This window comes from Rahnella sp. NRRL B-41462, from assembly GCF_003263525.1.
Classification (GTDB): domain Bacteria; phylum Pseudomonadota; class Gammaproteobacteria; order Enterobacterales; family Enterobacteriaceae; genus Rahnella; species Rahnella aceris.
On record NZ_JYDF01000115.1, the window covers coordinates 1 to 18,322 of the forward strand.

15 protein-coding genes and 1 pseudogene are annotated in these 18,322 nt (G+C 54.1%); 10 read left to right on the forward strand and 6 right to left on the reverse strand.

Annotation, left to right across the window (positions count from 1 at the left end):
- Window positions 1-26: 26 nt before the first annotated feature.
- The 3 genes from UC14_RS22865 to UC14_RS22875 are packed head-to-tail and all read right to left on the reverse strand — an operon-like array spanning window position 27 to window position 2,075.
- Window positions 27-791, reverse strand: a complete 765-nt coding sequence (locus tag UC14_RS22865) for a molybdopterin-dependent oxidoreductase (RefSeq protein WP_013574703.1) — start codon at window positions 789-791, stop codon at window positions 27-29.
- Window positions 784-1,425, reverse strand: coding sequence for a cytochrome b/b6 domain-containing protein (locus UC14_RS22870; protein WP_112198489.1), 642 nt, complete (start codon window positions 1,423-1,425; stop codon window positions 784-786). Before UC14_RS22870 ends, UC14_RS22865 begins: the two co-directional genes overlap by 8 nt.
- A 26-nt stretch (window positions 1,426-1,451) precedes the next feature.
- Complete coding sequence (locus UC14_RS22875; RefSeq protein WP_112198490.1) at window positions 1,452-2,075, reverse strand: hypothetical protein; 624 nt, start codon at window positions 2,073-2,075, stop codon at window positions 1,452-1,454.
- 213 nt (window positions 2,076-2,288) lie between these two features.
- Between UC14_RS22875 and UC14_RS22880 the strand changes: the two genes are divergently transcribed.
- The 5 genes from UC14_RS22880 (at window position 2,289) to UC14_RS22900 (ending at window position 8,472) form a co-directional block, all read left to right on the forward strand.
- A complete protein-coding gene (locus UC14_RS22880; RefSeq protein ID WP_013574706.1) occupies window positions 2,289-2,963 on the forward strand; it encodes a heavy metal response regulator transcription factor in 675 nt (224 codons plus the stop codon).
- The gene (locus UC14_RS22885) at window positions 2,956-4,392 is read left to right on the forward strand and encodes a heavy metal sensor histidine kinase (RefSeq protein WP_112198491.1); all 1,437 of its coding nucleotides are present in this window, start codon (window positions 2,956-2,958) and stop codon (window positions 4,390-4,392) included. Before UC14_RS22880 ends, UC14_RS22885 begins: the two co-directional genes overlap by 8 nt.
- A gap of 232 nt (window positions 4,393-4,624) precedes the next feature.
- Window positions 4,625-6,301: a kdo(2)-lipid A phosphoethanolamine 7''-transferase gene (gene eptB, locus UC14_RS22890; protein WP_112198492.1), complete on the forward strand. Its 1,677-nt coding sequence runs from the start codon at window positions 4,625-4,627 to the stop codon at window positions 6,299-6,301.
- 141 nt (window positions 6,302-6,442) lie between these two features.
- Window positions 6,443-7,555, forward strand: a complete 1,113-nt coding sequence (locus tag UC14_RS22895) for an endonuclease/exonuclease/phosphatase family protein (protein ID WP_112198493.1) — start codon at window positions 6,443-6,445, stop codon at window positions 7,553-7,555.
- A 2-nt stretch (window positions 7,556-7,557) separates the two neighbouring features.
- Entirely contained in the window at window positions 7,558-8,472 is a 915-nt protein-coding gene (locus UC14_RS22900) for a LysR substrate-binding domain-containing protein (RefSeq protein ID WP_013574710.1), read from the forward strand.
- A 6-nt stretch (window positions 8,473-8,478) separates the two neighbouring features.
- On the opposite strand, the gene leuD is transcribed toward UC14_RS22900, so the two are convergent.
- The gene (gene leuD / locus UC14_RS22905) at window positions 8,479-9,087 is read right to left on the reverse strand and encodes a 3-isopropylmalate dehydratase small subunit (RefSeq protein WP_112198494.1); all 609 of its coding nucleotides are present in this window, start codon (window positions 9,085-9,087) and stop codon (window positions 8,479-8,481) included.
- A gap of 9 nt (window positions 9,088-9,096) precedes the next feature.
- Window positions 9,097-10,503 carry a 3-isopropylmalate dehydratase large subunit gene (gene leuC / locus UC14_RS22910; protein WP_112198495.1) on the reverse strand — a complete coding sequence of 469 codons (1,407 nt, stop codon included), beginning with the start codon at window positions 10,501-10,503 and terminating at the stop codon, window positions 9,097-9,099.
- A gap of 170 nt (window positions 10,504-10,673) precedes the next feature.
- Between leuC and UC14_RS22915 the strand changes: the two genes are divergently transcribed.
- Window positions 10,674-11,549, forward strand: a complete 876-nt coding sequence (locus UC14_RS22915) for an alpha/beta fold hydrolase (protein WP_013574713.1) — start codon at window positions 10,674-10,676, stop codon at window positions 11,547-11,549.
- A gap of 54 nt (window positions 11,550-11,603) precedes the next feature.
- On the opposite strand, the gene UC14_RS22920 is transcribed toward UC14_RS22915, so the two are convergent.
- The gene (locus UC14_RS22920; protein WP_112198496.1) at window positions 11,604-13,658 is read right to left on the reverse strand and encodes a choline transporter; all 2,055 of its coding nucleotides are present in this window, start codon (window positions 13,656-13,658) and stop codon (window positions 11,604-11,606) included.
- A gap of 236 nt (window positions 13,659-13,894) precedes the next feature.
- Here UC14_RS22920 and betI point away from each other — a divergent pair, with 236 nt between their 5' ends.
- The 4 genes and pseudogenes from betI to UC14_RS22940 all read left to right on the forward strand — a co-directional run bounded on the left by betI (window position 13,895) and on the right by UC14_RS22940 (window position 18,265).
- A complete protein-coding gene (gene betI, locus UC14_RS22925; protein ID WP_112198497.1) occupies window positions 13,895-14,494 on the forward strand; it encodes a transcriptional regulator BetI in 600 nt (199 codons plus the stop codon).
- 44 nt (window positions 14,495-14,538) lie between these two features.
- Window positions 14,539-16,007, forward strand: a pseudogene (gene betB / locus UC14_RS22930) (betaine-aldehyde dehydrogenase).
- A 23-nt stretch (window positions 16,008-16,030) separates the two neighbouring features.
- Window positions 16,031-17,716 carry a choline dehydrogenase gene (gene betA / locus UC14_RS22935; protein ID WP_013574717.1) on the forward strand — a complete coding sequence of 562 codons (1,686 nt, stop codon included), beginning with the start codon at window positions 16,031-16,033 and terminating at the stop codon, window positions 17,714-17,716.
- A 90-nt stretch (window positions 17,717-17,806) separates the two neighbouring features.
- A complete protein-coding gene (locus UC14_RS22940) occupies window positions 17,807-18,265 on the forward strand; it encodes a GNAT family N-acetyltransferase (RefSeq protein WP_013574718.1) in 459 nt (152 codons plus the stop codon).
- The last annotated feature ends 57 nt before the right edge of the window (window positions 18,266-18,322 follow it).

Sequence of the window (18,322 nt, forward strand, 5' to 3'; positions counted from 1 at the left end):
TCAGCTGAGCGGTTTTTTTATGCCTGTCAGATCCCGCTGAACCAGTTATAACCCTGATCTTCCCAGTAGCCGCCGGGATATTCATTGGTGACGAAAATCGCGCCAATATGTTTGGCGTTTTTAAAGCCGAGTTTGGTTGGCATCCGCAGGCGTAACGGGTAACCAAAATCGGGGGGTAAGGGTTTGCCGCCAAAATCCAGAGCCAGAATGGTTTGCGGATGCAGTGCCGTCGCCATATCAATACTGGAATAATAGCGGTCGTCACATTTGAATCCGACATATTTGGCTGTCAGATCCGCGCCGACGTGTTGCAGAAACGTTTTCAGCGGTACGCCTTTCCACTGGCCGATGGCGCTCCAGCCCTCAATGCATATCAGCCGGGTGATCTGGCTTTCCTGCGGCAGGCGCTGCAATTGTTCCAGTGTCCACGGCGCTTTCTTTTGCACCAAACCGGAGACTTCCAGCCGGTAATTGGGGATGTCGATTTCCGGCACGTTGTATTCGGGGTAATACGCATTGAAACGAAACGGTGTGGTGATTTGATCGGCGCGATAGGTTTGCGCCAGTTTCTGGCCGCTGAACAGCCAGCTTTGTACCCGGTCGTTCCAGCGGGACATCGCCCACAGCACTTTATCGACCTGATCGCCGTCCTGCAGATTACAGCCGGTAAGCATCGAAACCGCGCCCAGCGTAAGGCCAGAGCGCAATAACATACGGCGTTGAATATTAACCAGTTGCTTGCGCTGATCGGGTTCAAGAATAATTTTTGGCCGCTGTGTTTTATCACTCATCGGCTCGGTCCTCCGTGCTAATTTTTTTGCCGCCGGTCAGCATCGCCACGAAGGTTTTCGGCACCAGCAGAACCATCAGTACGTGAATAATGACGAACAGCAGTACGCCGCTCATCGCAAAGAAATGCACATAACGGGCGATATCAAAACCGCCAAACAACCAGACCAGACCGCTGAACTGCGCGGGTTTCCAGATCGACAAACCCGACAGCACCAGCAGCGCGCCCAGCAACAGAACACCGCTGTACATCAGTTTTTGCACCGCGTTGTACTGACCCAGCTTGTGCGGGAGTTTGAATGTCAGTGCGCGAACGCTATCGCGCCAGACCGTACGGGGCGAAAAGGGGAAAAAGTCGCGTCTGAAATGACCGCTGAAAATCCCCCACAGCAGATAGAACAGGGCATTGCCCGCCAGCAGCCACATTACCGCCAGATGCCAGGCAATATTGCCACCCAGCCAGCCGCCGAGGGTGGTGTTCTGCGGGAAAGTGAAAGCGAAAAGCGGGTCGGCGTTATAAATCCCCCAGCCGCTCATCACCATGCCGATCATTGCCAGCAGATTGATCCAATGACAAATGCGAACCGGCCAGGAATGAATCCGGCGCTTCCGGGGTGATGAGAGCTGAGGTTTCACGCTTAATCTCCTGTTGTTCGGCCGGATTACATCGGTGGCGCGATGCCGTCTTTACCGGCAGCAATACCACGGGCAACCAGCGCACCTTTGTCATCTTTCATGGCAAACAATACGATTTTAGTGCCCGGTTTCAGCAGGCTGCGGTCGCCCGGCGCCAGCAGTACAACCGGTACATCATCAGGCACAATGACAGTTTTCTCGGCATCATGATATTTCACGGTCAGGGTGCGGCCATTGCTGTTCACCAGCTTGCCGACGGTGCCGTTGGTCATGGTATTGATTTTGCCATCGGCGGATTCAAACGGATTGAAGCCTTCACCGCTGCCGCGCAGGCTGGGGGCGAATACGTGCACTTCCAGTGCTTTCAGCGTGCCATTAGCCTGCGGAACGGCGGCCGTCCCGATGAAGCTGTCCGCTTTGATATCGCTGATCTGCCCTTTGGTGACGGCATTGATCTTGGTCTGGTCGGTCAGCTTAACGTCGAGTTTTTCGCCCTGACGTGTGGTGATTTGTACCGATGAGTCATTAACTGAGTCAATGGTTCCGCGTGTAGGTTTAATCACATTATCGGCGGCAAATGCCGATGTCATCCCGCTGCACATCAGCAGGGAACCCAGTAACAGACCAGCGAGACGTGTTGGTGCATTCATGATTAATTCTCCATTTTCCAGCGTTTTTTCATTCTGTTAGATGAATCACTGAACCTGCCAGTGATGAATAACTTTCTTAAGAGTGGACGATAAACCGGTATTGGCTGATGACAAATTGATGACAAAATTGTCATCAAAGGTGTCTGACGAAACTGATAAACTTTCGGGTGAATCATTCTCTAGGTGAATGGTCATGCGGCGCTGAGGGCCTGAATGCGAATACTGGTGATTGAAGACGATGTCAGTACAGGCGATTACCTGAAAAAAGGGCTGACAGAAGCAGGTTACAGCGTAGATCTGGCGCGCAACGGTGCCGACGGCCTGTTTCTGGCGCTGGAAGAGGGTTACGACGCGGTGATCCTCGACGTCATGCTGCCGGGGCTGAACGGCTGGCAGGTGATGGAAGTCCTGCGCAAAAAGAGCGACGTGCCGGTGCTGTTTCTCACCGCCCGCGATGAAGTACAGGATCGCATTCACGGGCTGGAGCTGGGGGCTGACGACTATCTCATCAAACCGTTCTCCTTCACCGAACTGGTGTTGCGTATCCGCACCTTGCTGCGCCGCCCGGCCGCCCGTGAGCCGGATGCGTATTCGGTGGCGGATCTGAATCTTGATGTGCTGCGCCGCCGCGTGACCCGTCAGGATCAGACCATCGCACTGACCAATAAGGAATTCATGTTGCTGCAGTTGCTGATGCGCCGCGAGGGTGAGGTTCTGTCGAGAACCATGATCGCCTCGCAGGTCTGGGATATGAATTTCGACAGTGATACCAATGTAGTGGATGTCGCCATTAAGCGTCTGCGTGCCAAGGTTGACCGCAGCTTTGAGGTGAAACTGATCCATACCGTGCGTGGCATTGGTTACGTGTGCGAAGTGCGACATGAGTGATCGTCAATTGACTCACCTCCCGAAACGCGCCATGTCGCTGACGCTTCGCGCCACCTTACTTTTCGCGCTGATCGCCTCGATGGTGGTCAGCGCCGTCGGTTTCTACCTCTATTACTCGATGGATAAAGAACTGGTACGCCGCGCGGATTACCAGGTCAGCGGGCGTGTGCAGTATTTCCGTCATCTGCTTGCCAACGAATTCCCGCTGTCGCAACTCAGCCGTAATCCCGGCCTGTTTGAAAATATGCTTGGCAACGAGCGCGATATCCTGACGTTTCGTCTGTCCGGTGAGAAGCTATTGATCAACGTCAATCCGTCGCGGCTGGCATTGCCCCCGGTAGCGGCGGTGCCTGACGGCCAGCCGCTGACGCTGAATACGGTGCATCATCTCACCGCCCCCGATGGTACGCCGGTACGCTTTGCCCGTGCGGCGGTACAGATTCAGGACGGGCGGACAGTTGAAATCACCGGCGCGCATTTCATGACCGAGGAGTCGCGTCTGTTGCAGACTTTCCGCTGGGAAATTATTGGCGCGGTGTTATTCGCTTATTTGCTGATTGCCGCACTGGGTTATCTGGTGATCCGCCGCGGATTACGGCCGCTGCGCAATATGGCGTATGAAGCGGCGCAGATCCATCCGGGCAGTCTGTCTACGCGTTTGTCTTCGGAAAATGCGCCGCAGGAATTGCAGCAATTAATTTATTCTTTCAATGACATGCTGGACCGGCTCGCCGAGGGGTATCAGCGGCTGACACAATTTTCCGCCGATCTGGCGCATGAAATCCGCACCCCGGTGGGGGCGCTGATGGGGCATTGTCAGGTGGCGTTATATCAGCCCCGGACAGTGGAAGAATACGAAACGCTGCTGGCGAACAATATAGAAGAGCTGGAACGCATTTCACGTATGGTGGAAAACATTCTGTTCCTGGCGCGCGCTTCCGATGCGCGCTCGGTTCTGACCATCACCAGTATTGATGTTTCATCTGAAATTACCCGTATCCAGGAATATTTCGAAGGGCTGGCCGAAGAGCGTGAAATGACGCTTCACGGGCAAGGTGAGGGAACCTTGCATGCGGATGCGATCCTTTTCCAACGTGCGCTGAGTAATCTGGTCGCTAATGCGGTGCGTTATGGCCGCGAGGGAAGTGCCATCGTGCTGCGCGCCGAACCCCATGCAAAAGGCATGAATATCCGGGTGATCAGTCAGGGTGAGCCTGTTCCGCCGGAAAAACTCGGAAAACTTTTCGACCGCTTCTATCGCGCGGATGCTTCACGTAGCGAAGGTGGCAGTTCCAGCGGCCTTGGATTGTCGATTGTTCAGGCCATTATGGCCCTGCATCAGGGAAGTGTCAGCGTAACCAGTTCCGCACAGGGAGAAACGTGTTTTACCCTTTATTTTCCCGTATCCGACCGCAAGCTTTCTCAATAGTTTCTCAATGAAAGGGAAAAATTGCGTAAAAAAAGCCGGAATATATCTTTTTCATGTAATTGAAATAAAAAGGATTCGTTAATTTTGTTACATTATCACATTGGAAGTCACCATTCAGTTTGAACGAAAATGCTCAGCCCGGAGTCTATATGTCCTAAGGAGTGGGTTCCAACCTCCGGTATGAGCGGTTAGTACAACGCAGCCAGACTCACAAAAGAGCCAGTTATTGCCAATGCATAAAATTCGTACACTTTCGCAACAGAGCATTTCTTTGTTCGTTGCACTTTACCTGGGGCTTCTGCTAAACCTTCCGATTTTCATCCGTCGTTATCAGCAACTGCATTATGACAATGCCTTGTCGATTGCTGTCGAAATGGTTGCCTGTTTTGCCCTGGTCTATTTCCTTTGTATGTTGCTGTCGTATACCGGAAAAACCGTTTTCCGTGTCCTGATGACCGCTATCGTGATTTCCTCTGCCGCCGCCAGTTACTACATGATTCTGTTTAACGTTGATATCGGTTACGGAATTTTAGCGGCAGCGCTGGCGTCTGATTCCATTGATTTGTCGAAAGAATCTATCGGAACACATTTCATCGCCTGGACCGTGCTGGTGAGTTTGTTGCCGGTACTGTTGCTGTGGCTGAGCAAAATGCCGGGCGCGGCTCTCAAACAAACGACGTTTAAAAAACTGGCGGTCAGAACCCTGCTGCTCGCGGCCTCCGGCCTGCTTTGTTACATGCCGCTGCAACTGATGGGCAAAGTGCAGGATCGCCACGACATCGTAAACAACCGCATGATGGCGAGTTATGGCGGTGTGGTTGCCGGCACGTATTCACCGTCTAACTGGCTTTCGGCGCTGGGTTTGTATACTTACAGCAGTTACAGCCAGGCGGAAGACACCAAAAATCTGTACGATCCGGCTAAACATTTCACGTATACCGCACCGGCAGATGCCAAAGATATGTACGTGGTGTTTGTGATCGGCGAGAGCGCCCGCCGCGACCATATGGGGCTGTACGGCTACGACCGTGACAACACGCCAAATCTCGACAAAGAGAAAAATTTGGTCGCCTTGCAGGGCTATTCCTGTGATACCGCCACCAAGCTTTCCTTGCGCTGTATGTTTGTCCGCGAAGGCGGGGCATCTGAAGAGCCACAGCGTACGCTGAAAGAAATGAACGTCTTTTCCGTGCTGAAAAGTAATGGCTGGAGTTCAGAGTTATATTCCATGCAGAGTGAAGCCTGGTTCTATAACAAAACCCGTGCGGATGATTATTCGCTGCGTGAAAACATCGCGTCCGAAAAGCGCAACGCCGGTAAGCCGGTGGATGACATGCTGCTCATCGATGAAATGAAAGACTCGATGAATAACCATCCTAAAGGTAAGCATCTGATTATCCTGCATACCAAGGGTTCTCATTATCTGTATTCCGACCGTTATCCGCGTTCTTTCGCTAAATATAAGCCGGAATGTATGGGCATCGATGATTCCTGTTCCACCGGGGAAATGATTAACGCTTACGATAATTCACTGCTGTATACCGATTACTTCCTGTCGCAGGTCTTTGACCAGTTACGCGATAAGAATGCGATCGTGTTCTACGCCTCCGATCACGGCGAGTCGATTTCGAAAAGCATGCATTTCCACGGTACACCGCGTGATCATGCGCCAGCCGAGCAACGTACGGTGCCGATCATGGTCTGGGCGTCGGACAAATTCCTGTCGAACGATCAGAACAAGGCCAGTTTCCAACAACTGCAAAAAATGGCTGCCGAGAAGAAACCGGCGTTCCATGAAAAACTGTATGACACCATTCTGGGCTGTATCGGTTATACCTCGCCAAATGGCGGGATTGTCGAGCAGCACAACTGGTGCCATGTGCCTGATCAGGCCGCCGCCACAAAATAATCTTTGCTGAATCTGCCGCCTTTTTCTGATGATGGGAGAAGGCGGCGACATATCCCTCTTTTTCAGTCACAATCGGTTAACAACAAAATACCCGTCATATTGAGGGTATTATTTTTGCTTTTTTATCAGGGCCGATAACCGATGCAAGCATTACGAATAACCATTTGCGTACTGACGGTCATTATGACCCTGCTGACGCTTCTTCCTGTGTCGCGCAATCAGCGCTGGTGGGTGCGTATCTGGGATTTTCCGCGTTTACAGATGGCCTCGCTGTGCCTGTTTTTTCTGCTGACTGAACTGGCGATCATGCCGTTCGGTGATGCGATCACCACCACGGTGATCATCCTGACCGTTGCCTGCATGGCGTATCAGAGTTGGTGGATTTTGCCTTATACCCGCCTGTATCCGGTACAGGTGAAGAAAACGGTGCCCAACGGTCATTCGCGCATCAAGATCATGAACAGCAATGTGCTGACCACTAACCGTGAGCCGGAAAAATTACTCGCGCAGGTCAGGCATTATCAACCGGATATTCTGGTGCTGCTGGAAACCGATCAGTGGTGGGAAGATCAGATGGCAGAACTGGATGCCGATTATCCGCACAGCCTGCGCTGTCCGCTGGAAAATCTGTACGGTATGCATGTGTATTCGCGCCTGCCGATGCAGGCGGCGAAGATTCAGTATCTGGTGGCTGATGATATTCCTTCTATGCATTTTCGCGCTGAACTGCCGTCCGGCGAGCAGGTGATTTTGCACTGTCTGCACCCGATGCCGCCCAGCCCGACAGAAGCGGATGAATCCACCCGCCGTGACGGGGAACTGGTTGCTGTCGGACACACGGCCGCGAAAGCGCGTTACCCGACCATTGTCACCGGCGACCTGAATGACGTGGCATGGTCGCGTACCACGCGGCTGTTCATGAAAATCAGCGGCCTGCTGGATCCTCGCCGCGGTCGTGGCATGTACAACACCTTCCATGCCAGTTATCCGTTCCTGCGCTGGCCGCTGGATCACGTTTTCCACAGCAAAGATTTCACCCTGATTGATCTGAAACGTCTTGATTTTATGGGTTCAGATCACTTCCCGATCCTGGTGGAACTGGCGCTGACGCCTTCTCAGGGTATCGATCAGGAATCATTGGAAATCGACAATGAAGACATTGAGGAAGCGGAAGAAAAACTGTCCGGTGTCGGGGTGAAAAGCAGTGATGTGCACAAGGCTGACAAGCTTAACCAGCCGGTTTACGGACGTTAATCATGAGCAGTGAACGTGAGCGTTTGCCGCTGGCTGAAGACTTACAGGTCTTCCTGGCGGTAGTGAATAAGCAAAGTTTTGCCGCTGCCGCTATCGAACTGGGGCAGTCACCGGCGTATGTCAGCAAGCGTATTCAGATCCTCGAAGAGTCGCTCAACTGTCGTTTGCTGCACAGGTCAACAAAGGGGGTGCGGCTGACAGAAGACGGCGAGCGCACGCAGCGATGGGCGTTACAAATTCTCGATACCTTTGATCAGTTCATCGGTGACCTGTCAGATTCGCGCAGTGAAGCGCGTGGCAACGTGCATATTTGCAGCTCGTTTGGTTTCGGACGTTGCCATGTGGCTCCGGCGATAGCGGAACTGGCGGCACGTTATCCGCAACTCAATCTGCGCCTTGATCTTTTCGACCGCGTGGTGGATTTGGTCGCGGAAGGTATTGATCTGGAAATTCTGGTCGGCGATGACGTACCTGAGCAGTACATCGGCAAAAAACTGGCGCAGCACCAGCGGATCCTCTGCGCATCAAAGGAATATCTGGCTGCTCACGGCACGCCTGACTCACCGCAAGCGCTGGCGCAGCATCAGTGTCTGGTGATCAAAGAGCGCGACAATCCTTTTGGCATCTGGTCGCTTACGGGAGAAGGCAAGGAACACCGCGTCAGGGTGAAAGGGGCGCTCTCATCGAACAGTGGCGAAGTGGTATTACAGTGGGCGCTGAAACACCATGGCATCATTTTGCGTTCACAGTGGGATGTTCAGCCTTATCTTTCCCGTGGTGAACTGGTGCGGGTGCTGCCGCAATATTCCCAACCCGCCAGCGTCTGGGCAGTTTATCCCACGCGGCTGGCGGATTCGGCAAAATTGCGGGTCTGTGTTGAGTTTCTGCAACAGCGATTCAGCCAGTTACCGGGCTGACGCTTATTACGCCAGCCACGGATTGCGCTGCAAATGCGCCTGCTGAAACTGACTGATTTCATCGCGAAATTGCAGTGTTGTACCGATGGCATCCAGCCCGTTAAGTAGCGCAATCTTACTCAGTTCATCGATAGCAAAATCAATCCGTTCACCATTTTGCAGGATAATTTTTTGCGCGGATAAATCGACAGTCATTTCATTTTTATCGCCATGGATCACCTTCTGCGCCATTTGCAACCACTGCGCGGGATCCAGTTGCACTGTAAGCACGCCGTTGCGCTGACAGTTATCGAAGAAAATTCCCGCGAACGTGGTGCCGATCAGCGCCCGGATACCGAGCTGTTTCAGCCCCCATACCGCATGTTCACGGCTGGAACCGCAGCCAAAATTCGGGCCGACCAGCAGGAATTTCGTCCCCTGCCATTCGGGCTGATTGAGGATAAACGCCGGATCGGGCGAGCCGTCCGCCAGAAAACGCAGATCGAAAAACACCCCGCGATCTAATCCGTTGCGGTCGATGCCTTTGAGAAACTGTTTTGGCATGATCACATCGGTGTCCACATTCGCCGCAGGCAACGGCGCGGCAATACCGGTCAGTGTAGTAAATGCTTCCATGATGACTCCTTACAGGTCACGGACATCAGTCAGATGGCCGCAGATAGCCGCTGCCGCAACCATCGCCGGGCTCATCAGATGAGTGCGTGCGCCCGCACCCTGACGGCCTTCAAAATTACGGTTGGTGCTGGATGCACAGCGGTCGCCGGGCGACAGCACGTCGTCGTTCATTGCCAGACACATTGAGCAACCCGATTGTCGCCATTCGAAACCGGCCTGGATAAATATCTCCGCCAGACCTTCCTGCTCAGCCTGTGCCCGAACCTGACTGGACCCCGGAACAATTATCGCCCGCACCGTGGTGGCGACGCTTTTACCGCGCACGACGTCTGCTGCTGCCCGTAAATCTTCAATACGCGCGTTGGTGCAGGAGCCGATAAACGCGTGACTGACAGGAATGCTGTTAAGCGACTGACCGGCACGCAATCCCATATAGCGGAGTGCACGTTGCAGATCCTGGCGGCGTGAGGCATCCGGTTCGGCTTGCGGATCAGGCACCTGACCGTTTATCGCCAGTGCCTGATCGGGGCTGGTCCCCCAGCTGACCATCGGCGCGATCTCTTCCGCACACAGTGTCACTTCACGATCAAAAACGGCATCCGGATCACTGCGTAATTCGCGCCAGACCTCCACGGCATCCCGCCACTGCTGGCCTTTTGGCGCGCGTGGTTTGTCTTGCAGATAGGCAAACACTTTATCGTCGGGTGCCATGAACGCGCCACGCGCACCGGCTTCCACGGCCATATTACAAATGGTCATACGACCTTCAACGCTCAGCATGTCGATACCCGGTCCGCAGAATTCGATGGCATAACCGGTCGCGCCCGCCGCCCCGATTTTTGCCACCAGCGCCATCACCAGGTCTTTGGCCGTGATACCCGTCGCCAGTGTGCCAGTGACGGTAACCCGCATGGTTTTCAGGCGCTTATACACCAGTGTTTGCGTCGCCAGAAGATGTTCAATTTCCGAGGTGCCGATACCAAAACCAAACGCCCCTAATGCGCCGTATGTGGTGGTGTGGCTGTCTCCGGCGGCAATGACCATACCGGGCAGGATAAAGCCCTGTTCCGGTGCAACAACATGTTCGATCCCCTGACGTTTATCGAGAATATCGAACAACTCAATGCCAAATTCGGCGCAGTTCTCAGCCAGATATGACACCTGACGCGCGCCACCGGCATCCGGCATCTGACGGATGCGTAGCGGTGCCGTCGGGTTGACGTGATCGACTACCGCCAGTGAGGTTTCCGGCCGCCATACGCGACGGCTGGCTTCACGCAAACCGCTAAACGCCTGCGGGCTGGTGTACTCGTTAATCACCTGCCGGTCGATGTAAAGCAACACGTGGCCCTTGTCATCCAGCGTACGAACGCTGTGGCTGTCGATGTGTTTTTCATACAGCGTTTTTGGCTTCATTTCATTGCCCTGATAAACGTAACGGATAATGCCAGCGTCGCAACTTCACGCTTATCGGGCAACGGCCTGAGTGTGATGAGTCAAAACACAGATCGTGAATCAGCGATCTTCACTTGTGGCCTTGTTGCCAACCGGCGAGCGACTAAGATGGGTAAAAAAGGAGAAAACCCATGTTTGAACATTTTACCCAAGGCCGGATGGTGGTCAGCGGAACGGACATTGCTTACCGGATTGCCGGACAGGGCGAACCGCTGTTATTGCTGCACGGACACCCGCAGACGCAGGCGATCTGGCATAAAGTCGCACCCTACCTCACTTCTCAGTTCACCGTGGTGCTTGCCGATTTACGCGGTTACGGTGACAGCGGTAAACCCGAGCCGGACGCGGATCACCTGCGGTACAGCAAGCGCGAAATGGCGCAGGATCAGCTCGAACTGATGGCTGCGCTCGGTTTCAGCCAGTTCAGTGTGATCGCGCATGACCGGGGTGCCCGCGTGGCGCACCGGCTGGCGCTTGATCACCCGCAGGCAGTGAAACGGATGGTGCTGATGGACATTGCGCCGACGCTTTCCATGTATCAGCAAACCAGTGAAGCTTTTGCGCGCGCTTACTGGCACTGGTTTTTCCTCATCCGCCCGGCACCGCTACCGGAAACACTGATCAAGGCTGATCCTGATCTTTACCTGCGCAGCGTAATGGGCAGCCGCAGCGCCGGTATGCAACCTTTCACCGACGAAGCTTACGCAGATTATTTGCGTTGTCTGCAACTTGATGGAACGGCGCGCGGGATTTGCGAGGATTACCGGGCTTCCGCTGCTGTTGACCTGCAACACGATCAGACTGACGTGAATGCATCTCGCAAAGTGCGGTGTCCGCTGTTGATCCTGTGGGGCGAAAAGGGCATTGTCGGCACCTGTTTTACGCCGCTGGAGGAATGGGCAAAGGTGGCGGAAGACGTTCAGGGCGAGGCGTTGCCGTGCGGGCATTATCTTGCTGAAGAACAACCGGAATTATTGCTGGAGAAAGTGCTGCCGTTTCTTCGCTGAGAGGGGAAAGCCTATAAAAAAACCCGCATGGCGCGGGTTTTTTGTGGGCACGTATCAGACTGGCTGTTCGGGGAAGGTGAGGGTGTTGCCCGGCGCTTCACGGTTGATATGCAGGAAGTTCAGATGACGTTCGTATTGATCCAGAATGTCATTGATCACCTGATGTTTGGTGAAGTCCATCAGGTCATTACCCTGAGTCCCTTCAAGAAGGAAGGTTTCCAGACGGTAATAATGCGATTTACCGGCGCGTGCGCGATAGGTAAAGGCAGGAACCGCATAACGTACCGGCCAGATCTGATAGACAAAGTTTTGCTCTTCGCCCAACGCGACCTGCAATTCCAGCGGCCCGATTTTCTCGTCTTCCTGTGGCGAGTGCTCGTTAAAGGTCACTTTTGCCCCGCGTAGTTCCAGTTCCTGGGCCACTTCCTGCATCGCAGGGCGGCAAACAGTGTCCATCATTTTCTGGGTGTGGCGTGTGCCCGGATAATTCATGACCCGCGACAGACGCTGTTTCCAGTTCAGCGCCGCGTCGCTGGTAGCAGGCAGCGGAGCCAGAGTCTGCTGGGTGCTGGCGCGGCGGTAATCTTCCAGACGCAGTGATTTATACAATCCGGCCATGATGAAGAAAATCACAAAGCTGAACGGCAGACCCATAATTACCGTGGTGTTTTGCAGTGCAGAAACGCCGTCGGTCATCAGCATACCCAGTGTCAGTACGCCGATGGTGACCGACCAGAAAATCCGCAGCCAGTTTGGCGCATCGTTGTTAATGTCTGCCAGTTTTGAGGTGAAGTTACCCAACACCAGCGAGCCGGAATCCGCCGAGGTGACATAAAACAGCAGGCCGGTAATCGTCGCGACGGACGCGCTCAGCGTAAAGCCGGGATACTGTGCCAGCAGGCTGTAAACGCCGCGTTCAGGGTGTGAGATCACCTCGTTGGCGAAATCCAGATTGCCATGCAGGATCTGGTACAGCGCACTGTTACCGAAAATTGACAGCCACAGCAGGGTGAAGACGAACGGAATAATCAGGGTGCCGAACACGAACTGACGGATGGTACGACCGCGTGAGATACGCGCCAGGAACAGGCCGACAAACGGCGACCACGCTACCCACCACGCCCAGAAGAACAGGGTCCAGCTGTTCATCCATTCGGTCGGACGGTCAAAAGCAAAGGTATTAAGCGTCATGCCCATAAAGCGATTGATGTAATCGCCAATATTGAGCACCAGCGCATTGAGCAGGAATTCGGTATTGCCGAAGAACAGCAGGAACAGAATCAGCCCCAGCGCCAGCAGCACGTTGAGTTCCGACAGAATACGGATACCTTTATTAACGCCGGAGGTCACCGACACCGTCGCCATAATCACAGAAAGCAGGATCAGCGCGGCCTGAACGGTCAGGTTTTCCGGAATATGGAACAGCACTTTCAGGCCGTAGTTAAGCTGCACCACACCAATGCCGAGCGTGGTGGCGATACCAAAAATAGTCCCGACCACGGCAGCGATATCCACGCTATGACCGATCGGGCCGTTAATGCGCTTACCAAAAATCGGGTACAGCGCCGAACGGATGGTCAGCGGCAGGTTATAGCGGTAGCTGAAATAGCCCAGTGCAATGCCCATCAGCGCGTACATCGCCCAGCCGGTCAGGCCGTAGTGGAACAGCGTCCAGGTCATGGCCTGCCGCGCGGCTTCCAGCGTTTGCCCGTTGCCTTCCGGTGGCAACATGTATTGTGTCACCGGTTCGGCGACCGAGAAGAACATCAGGTCGATGCCGATCCCGGCAGCAAACAGCATTGCAGCCCAGCTCATCATGCTGAATTCGGGTTTGGATTGTTCAGGGCCCAGTTTGATCGAACCAAAACGTGAACAGGCTATGAACACTACAAACACGATGTACAGCGTAGCCGCCAGCATGTAATACCAGCCGAAGGTGGCGGACACCCAGTTAAGGGTCAGGCTGATCCATTTTCCTGATAAATCGGTGAAGAAAATGGTCATTAATGTGAAGGCTAAAATCAGCCCGGCGGAGGTGAAGAACACAACCTTGTTCAGCTGGTCGCGAGGTTTTTCGCTTTTTCTCTCTGTCGTATCGGCAATCGCCATCTTTTCCCCTGTTATGTCAATTAATCGCTATTTTTCAATAAATTGGATTCATTTAAATCTCAAAATTCATACAAATTACTAACGTATTGGTAATAAAATATATGCATTTTTAATTGAACGTTCAATCAAAAAAAAGTTAAATAGGAGGAGTGAGAGCGTTTTAACAAGGCTGAGCGGGAGCGTAAAAAGGGTTTTTTAAGCGCATTGCAACCCGCTCATTTTCAGGAGCCGGAACCATGCCCAAAGTAGGAATGCAGCCCATCAGACGGCAGCAATTAATTGAGGCAACGCTGGCTGCGGTGAACGAAGTCGGTATGCACGATGCTTCGATTTCGCAAATTGCCCGCCGCGCTGGCGTCTCCAACGGCATCATCAGTCACTACTTTCGTGACAAGAACGGGCTGCTGGAAGCCACTATGCGTTATTTGCTCAGTCATCTGGGAGAAGGTGTGCGGTTGCGCTTATCACAGATGACGGATACCGCACCGACGGCGCGGCTGCATGCGATTGCAGAAGCCAATTTTGACGACAGTCAGACTAACAGCGCGGCGATGAAAACCTGGCTGGCCTTCTGGGCGAGCAGCATGCATCACCCGCAGTTGTACCGGCTGCAACAGGTTAACAGCCGCCGGCTCTATTCCAATTTATGTTCTGAATTCAGACGTTTTCTGCCTAAAAACGAGGCGCGTCTCGCAGCGCAAAGCACGGCGGCATTGATTGATGGCCTGTGGCTGCGCGGCGCACTCAGCGGTAAAGCGTTTAACCGCGCCGAGGCGATGCAGATAACACATCGCCATATTGAATCGCAGTTCGCACCGCGCGTTGTCGGGCAGTAAACGGCGCAGAAAATTTTCAGACCGCACAGACCGAGGAGAGATGTATGTCCCGCTACGGCAAGCAAAAACTTTATATCAACGGGCGTTTTCAGGACAGCACCGGTGATGAAACCTTCGACGCCGTTAATCCGGCCAACGGCGAAGTGATTGCCACGGTGCAATCCGCCACACATGCAGATGTCGATCTGGCGGTGAAATCCGCGCAGAAAGGCCAGAAAGTCTGGGCCGCGATGACCGCCATGAGCCGCGCCCGTATTCTGCGCCGCGCGGTGGATATTCTGCGTGAGCGCAACGACGAACTGGCCGCTATTGAAACGGCAGACACCGGTAAACCGCTGTCTGAAACGCTGGCCGTGGATATCGTCACCGGCGCGGATGTGCTGGAGTACTACGCCGGGTTAATCCCGGCGATTGAAGGCCAGCAAATTCCGCTGCGTGATTCTTCTTTCGTTTATACCCGCCGCGAGCCGCTGGGTGTGGTCGCCGGTATCGGCGCGTGGAACTATCCGATTCAGATTGCCTTGTGGAAATCTGCTCCTGCGCTGGCGGCCGGTAATGCGATGGTGTTCAAACCGAGTGAAAACACGTCGCTGACTGCCCTGAAACTGGCAGAAATCTACACCCAAGCCGGTGTGCCGGACGGCGTTTTCAGCGTGGTGACGGGCGCGGCCAGCGTCGGTCAGGCGTTAACCGATCATCCGGATATCGCCAAAGTCTCCTTCACTGGCGGTATCAAAACTGGCAAGAAAGTTATGGCCAGCGCCTCGGCCTCGACGCTGAAAGAAGTCACTATGGAACTGGGCGGTAAATCGCCATTGATTATTTTTGATGATGCCGATCTTGATAAAGCCGCCGACATCGCGATGATGGCGAATTTCTACAGCGCCGGACAGGTGTGCACCAACGGCACCCGGGTGTTTATCCCCAAAGCATTGCATAAAGCGTTCGAAGCCAAAGTGCTGGAACGGGTGAAACGCATTCGCTCAGGCGATCCGACAGATGAAAATGTCAACTTCGGCCCGCTGGTCAGCTTCGCGCACATGGAATCCGTGCTGCGTTACATCGAAAGCGGCAAACGTGAAGGCGCGACCTTGCTGACCGGTGGCGAACGTATGACTTCCGGTGAATTCGCCAAAGGCGCTTACGTCGCCCCGACGGTATTTACCGACTGCGTGATGACATGCTGATCGTCCGTGAAGAAATCTTCGGACCGGTGATGAGCATTCTGACTTATGAAAGCGAAGAAGAAGTGATCCGCCGCGCCAATGATACTGAATATGGTCTGGCCGCCGGACTGGTGACGCAGGATCTCAACCGCGCCCACCGCGTGATCCACAAACTCGAAGCCGGGATTTGCTGGATCAACACCTGGGGCGAATCTGCCGCAGAAATGCCGGTCGGCGGTTACAAACATTCCGGTGTCGGGCGCGAAAACGGCATCACCACACTTGAGCATTACACCCAAATCAAATCCGTGCAGGTCGAACTGGGCGAATTCAGCTCAGTATTTTGATCCGCTGCAACAGAGGAGATTCAATGGATTACGATTACATCATTATCGGGGCCGGTTCTGCCGGCAACGTACTCGCCACCCGTCTGACTGAAGACAGCAGTGTCAGCGTGTTGCTGCTCGAAGCCGGTGGCCCGGATTATCGTCTGGATTTTCGCACGCAGATGCCTGCGGCGCTGGCATTTCCGTTACAGGGTCGTCGTTACAACTGGGCGTACGAAACCGACCCGGAGCCGCATATGAATAACCGCCGCATGGAGTGCGGGCGCGGTAAAGGGCTGGGAGGCTCGTCGCTGATTAACGGCATGTGTTACATCCGCGGTAATGCGATGGATTTCGATAACTGGGCGAAAGCACCGGGTCTGGAAGACTGGAGTTATCTGGACTGCCTGCCTTATTTCCGTAAAGCAGAAACCCGCGACATCGGCCCGAATGACTTCCACGGCGGCGAAGGGCCGGTGAGCGTGGCGACGCCTAAAAACGGCAATAATCCGCTGTTCGGCGCGATGATTGAAGCCGGTGTGCAGGCGGGGTATTCGCGCACGGATGACCTGAATGGGTTCAAACAGGAAGGTTTTGGCCCGATGGACAGAACCGTGACGCCGAAGGGGCGTCGTGCGAGCACTGCCCGCGGGTATCTGGATCAGGCCAAACCGCGCGCCAATCTGACCATTGTGACGCATGCCCTGACCGACAGGATCCTGTTCGATGGCAAGCGCGCGGTGGGTGTCAGCTATTTCCACGGTGATGAATACAACGCCAAAACGGCGAAGGCGAAACGCGAAGTGTTGCTGTGCAGCGGCGCGATTGCCTCTCCGCAAATTCTGCAACGTTCCGGTGTCGGTGCGGCTGAACTGCTGAACCGTCTGGATATCCCGCTGGTGCATGACTTGCCGGGCGTCGGGGAGAACCTGCAGGATCATCTGGAAATGTACCTGCAATACAGTTGTACGCAGCCGGTCTCGTTGTATCCGGCATTGCAGATGCACAACCAGCCAGCGATTGGTGCCGAGTGGCTGTTTAAAGGCACCGGCGTGGGTGCCAGCAATCAGTTTGAAGCGGGCGGTTTTATCCGCAGCCGTGAAGAATTTGCCTGGCCGAATATTCAGTATCACTTCCTGCCGGTGGCGATTAATTACAACGGCAGTAATGCGGTAAAAGAGCACGGTTTCCAGGCGCATGTCGGTTCAATGCGTTCACCCAGCCGTGGCCGCGTTCAGGTGAAATCGAAAGATCCGCGCCAGCATCCGAGCATTCTGTTTAATTACATGGCGACGGAGCAGGACTGGCAGGAGTTCCGTGACGCCATCCGCATCACGCGTGAAATCATGAATCAGCCAGCGCTGGATCCTTACCGTGGTCGTGAAATCAGCCCGGGTGAAAACGTACAGACTGACGAAGAGCTGGATGCGTTTATCCGTGAACATGCGGAAACGGCTTTCCATCCGTCATGCACCTGTAAAATGGGCACGGATGAGATGGCGGTGGTAGACGGAGAAGGGCGGGTTCACGGTATGGAAGGGCTGCGCGTGGTTGATGCCTCCATCATGCCGCAGATCATTACCGGTAACCTGAATGCGACAACTATTATGATCGCCGAAAAAATTGCCGATAAAATCCGTGGCCGCCAGCCATTACCGCGCAGTACGGCGGCGTATTACACCGCGGGCGACGCACCGGTTCGCACGCAGCCGCTGAAGAAATCTGCCTGATAAATTGGCTGTAAAATCTGTGTTAAAAAGAGATATTCTCAGGAATATCTCTTTTTTTTGGCTTTCAGAAAACAGGCAGGGCATTCACTCATGACGGAATCATCATCGCTTCACTGGCAGGATTATCATCACAGTGAACTGAACGCGGCGCAGCTTTACGCCATTCTTGCACTGCGAAGTGAAGTATTTGTGGTGGAACAAACCTGTGTTTATCAGGATATCGACGGACAGGATCTGACCGGCGAAAACCGTCATATCGTCGCCTGGCTGGATGGCAAGATTGCTGCCTACGCGCGTATTCTGCGTTTTGAAGATGACGTGGCAATCGGACGGGTGATTGTCGCGCCCTCTGCACGCGGCCTGAAACTGGGTTATCAGCTGATGGAACAGGCACTGGCTGCCTGCCAGAAACACTGGCCGGGTGCGCGCGTCGCGATTTCCGCACAGGCGCATTTGCAGGGATTCTACGGCAGGCTGGGGTTTGTGGCGTATACCGAAATTTATGACGAAGATGGGATCCCGCATGTGGGGATGGAGTTGAATTCCTGATATTGGGCGAAGCGCAAGCTTCAGCATTGTTTTTGTCATTAATACCCCCACCCTCCC